Genomic DNA, 3268 nt, shown 5'->3' with positions numbered 1-3268 from the left:
ATCAATATTCACGTTAGTAATACCGGCTACGTTACCTGCCATCAACACCGCTTTCTCAACAGCGGCTGCACTTGAAGCAATACCGGAAATTTTCGCTACACCATTTTCAACGGTTACATTCACATTTTCAACGCCCGGATTATCTTGGCTCAAATGTTCAGTAACGGCTTTTGAAGCATCTTCTTCTTTGTTAAATAATTTACGACCAATGTCGCCTACGAAATCAAATAAGCCCATAGTAAGTTCCTCATAATAAGACTGGGGGTTTCATTTTACACAATTTCCACCGTTGGAAATAGTGCATTCCAGCTATTAGAACAAGTAAAACTGAATTAGTTCAACCTCAAACCTCCTGAAAACCGCTACAAGCGGTGATTTTTAGCATATTTTTTGCAAAATATGCCGCTTAGATTTTATATTTGCCTGATTTTCAGCTAAAATCTACCGTTTAAGTACATCAATATATTGTTTAGGAATATGCTGTGAAACAAGTGCAATTTTATCTTCTAAGCCAAACCGATTCAGCCGATATTTCAGCCGCTGAAGCTCAGGCTTGTGAACTTGCCGCTCAAGCGTGGCGATTAGGTAAACGAGTGCTTATTGCCTGTGAAACAGAACAACAAGCCTTCAATATTGATGAAGCACTTTGGGCAAGAGATCCTGATTCTTTCGTACCACATAATTTATCGGGCGAAATTACTACTTACCCAACGCCGATTGAAATTTCGTGGAAAGGTAAACGCAACGCACAACATCGGGATTTACTAATTTCATTACAAACAGAATTACCCGATTTTATTAACAGTTTCAATCATATTATTGACTTTGTGCCGGTGGAAGAAACTGCCAAAGTACAAGCACGCGAACGCTATAAACAATATCGCCAATTAGGTTGGCAGCTGGAAACCGTGCAATGCTAAACACAATAAATTGGCAAGCCAAGACTTTTGAGCAACTTTCCACCCAAGAGCTATTTGAAATCTACCACGCCCGCACGGCGGTTTTTGTGGTTGAGCAAAATTGCCCTTATCAAGAAGTGGATAATAAAGACCTACAAGCGGTGCATTTCTTTGCAAAAAATGCAAATAATCTGACCGCTTACTGCCGTTTGATTCCAACTGATGATGGCGTACATATTGGCAGAGTGTTAGTGGCTGCGGAAGTTCGCGGCACAGGCTTAGCAAGGGAATTGGTGCAAAAAGCAATAGCCTATTGCCGTGAACATTTCCCAACTCAACCCGTTCACGTCCAAGCCCAAACCTATCTGCAAGGGTTTTATGCCGGTTTTGGTTTTCAGGCTGTATCGTGCGAGTATTTAGAAGACGGCATACCGCATTTGGATATGGTTAAAAAGGAAAGCTGATAATGTTTGATATGAAAAAATTACAATGGTTAAATCCACCTAAGGACAGTTTCATTTCCGAACAAGTGATTGAAATCACTACCGAACCACAAACCGATTTATGGCAAAAAACCTACTACCATTTCCAAAATGACAACGCCCCAATGTTGCAACTGGAAACGGCAGAGCCTTATTTTTCCTTTATGGTCAAAACCGATTTCACAGGGGCAAAACAGCGTTTTGACCAATGCGGCATTGTGCTTTATTTGGATAGCGAAAATTGGCTAAAAGCGTCGGTGGAATATGAAAACGAACAGTTTCAGCATTTAGGCTCGGTGGTAACGAATAACGGCTATTCCGACTGGGCGACCACTGAAATCGGTTTGAACATCAAACAGATGTGGTATCGCCTAAGCCGCAGAAAAGACGATTTTCGGATTGAATGTTCCCAAGACGGTGTGCATTTTGCCCAAATCCGCATTTGCCACCTAAACAAAGCGACAGACAAAATCCGCTTCGGCTTATATGCGTGCAGCCCTGAAAATTCGTCTTTTACGGCAGTATTTAGCGAAATGCAACTGGGCGAGTGCGTGTGGGAAAAGCATAATGGGCAACAACCTGATGAGTGGTGTGAGTAACAAGCGGTCAAATTTTCGCAAAAATTTGCAAAAAATCATTCAAAATAGACCGCTTGTATTAAAGAGGAAATAAAATGACCAGTCGTGAAGAATTACTCAAAAAACAGCGAGAATTAGATATTCTTTTTACCGCTTGGTTTGAAGAAAAGAAAAAGCACGAAATGCTAACTTACCGCCGTGAAAATGGGGATTTGATTGAGCATTATCCAGACGGTACGGAAAAAGTGATTGAATATGCAAAATAACCTAGCGATTTTTTACTGTGGCACAAACGGAGCCGGAAAATCTACGTTGCGATCTTTCAATCAAGATAAAGTCGAAATTGTGATTGATTCGGATAACATCGCAATGCAGATTAATCCGACTAATCCAAGATTAGCCGATATTGAAGCAGGCAGAAAAGCAATCGAGCTATTTCAGTTTGCAGTAAAAAATCAGATTGCATTTTCAATGGAATCAACCCTTTCGGGAAAATCTATTCTAAAACGAATGGAAAATACTAAAACAAGGAATTTCAGAACTCGATTAAATTATATTGGTGTCGATAGCTATAAAATTAACATTGCACGAGTAAAAGCAAGAGTGAAAGCAGGTGGGCATTTTATTGATGAAGAAACTATTAGAAAACGCTATCAGATTAGCCGTAAAAATTTAATGGATGCGATTTTTATCAATGATGAAACACTGATTTATGATAATTCAGAAACCAAGCCGAATTTAATTTTGCAGATTGCGGATAAGAAAGTGATAAAAATTTCAGAAAAAATACCGAATTGGTGCAATCTACTTTGTGATGAATTGGTGGGATTAGGGTTTGAAATTACCTAACACGAGCCGTGCTAGGCTCTATAATTCCAGCTCCGCTGGAGCTGAAAGTTAGAATCCACAGCGTGGCTCAGCTATATCTAACCTTACACGGCTCGTATGGGATTAAAGAGCGGTCCGATTTAGGTAGAATCTTACAAAAAATTAGGTTCAAGAGGTAAATTATGTTTGAGGCGTTGGAATGCGAAAACCTTGAAAGAGTGTATTTTTGTTATTCAAATGAAAATATAAAGAACTTAATTGAAAATAATTACAAGCTAATAATAGATACTGAAAATTATCACTTATCACCAATATCTGAAATTGATAATTTACCAAAAGATAGCTTTAAAATTATTTTTACTGATGATTTAATGACAGTAAGTGAGTATATTTGTAGAGTAGGTAGCAGCTTCACTTTCTGGGAAAAATCAAATCACAATGGAATTTTTATAATCAACACTAATAGAAACTCAGAATTATT

Annotated in this window: 7 protein-coding genes; 6 read left to right on the top strand and 1 reads right to left on the bottom strand. The window is 38.6% G+C overall.

The window, feature by feature from the left end:
* Positions 1-237 (bottom strand): BON domain-containing protein (locus ACJHV0_RS08890; protein ID WP_483133969.1); only part of this gene is annotated, 237 nt, incomplete at its 3' end.
* A 245-nt stretch (positions 238-482) separates the two neighbouring features.
* Here ACJHV0_RS08890 and ACJHV0_RS08885 point away from each other — a divergent pair.
* The 6 genes from ACJHV0_RS08885 to ACJHV0_RS08860 form a co-directional block, all read left to right on the top strand.
* Entirely contained in the window at positions 483-920 is a 438-nt protein-coding gene (locus tag ACJHV0_RS08885) for a DNA polymerase III subunit chi (protein WP_025235318.1), read from the top strand.
* Positions 914-1363, top strand: coding sequence for a GNAT family N-acetyltransferase (locus ACJHV0_RS08880; protein WP_483133968.1), 450 nt, complete (start codon positions 914-916; stop codon positions 1361-1363). Before ACJHV0_RS08885 ends, ACJHV0_RS08880 begins: the two co-directional genes overlap by 7 nt.
* Before the next feature lie 2 nt (positions 1364-1365).
* On the top strand, positions 1366-1980 hold the full coding sequence (locus ACJHV0_RS08875; protein WP_483133967.1) for a DUF1349 domain-containing protein: 615 nt from the start codon (positions 1366-1368) through the stop codon (positions 1978-1980).
* Between the two features lie 74 nt (positions 1981-2054).
* On the top strand, positions 2055-2225 hold the full coding sequence (locus ACJHV0_RS08870; protein WP_483133966.1) for a hypothetical protein: 171 nt from the start codon (positions 2055-2057) through the stop codon (positions 2223-2225).
* Complete coding sequence (locus tag ACJHV0_RS08865; RefSeq protein WP_483133965.1) at positions 2215-2808, top strand: ATPase; 594 nt, start codon at positions 2215-2217, stop codon at positions 2806-2808. The genes ACJHV0_RS08870 and ACJHV0_RS08865 overlap by 11 nt, the downstream gene beginning before the upstream one ends.
* Positions 2809-2969: 161 nt before the next feature.
* Positions 2970-3268: hypothetical protein (locus ACJHV0_RS08860; protein ID WP_483133964.1), on the top strand; the 299-nt coding region annotated here is incomplete at its 3' end.

The organism is Mannheimia sp. (assembly GCF_056854775.1).
This window is presented reverse-complemented; position numbering and strand designations above follow the sequence as displayed.

Coding starts and splice junctions, on each gene's coding strand:
- ACJHV0_RS08880 (WP_483133968.1), top strand. CDS start 914: ATGCTAAACACAATAAATTGGCAAGCCAAGACTTTTGAGCAACTTTCC.
- ACJHV0_RS08875 (WP_483133967.1), top strand. CDS start 1,366: ATGTTTGATATGAAAAAATTACAATGGTTAAATCCACCTAAGGACAGT.
- ACJHV0_RS08870 (WP_483133966.1), top strand. CDS start 2,055: ATGACCAGTCGTGAAGAATTACTCAAAAAACAGCGAGAATTAGATATT.
- ACJHV0_RS08865 (WP_483133965.1), top strand. CDS start 2,215: ATGCAAAATAACCTAGCGATTTTTTACTGTGGCACAAACGGAGCCGGA.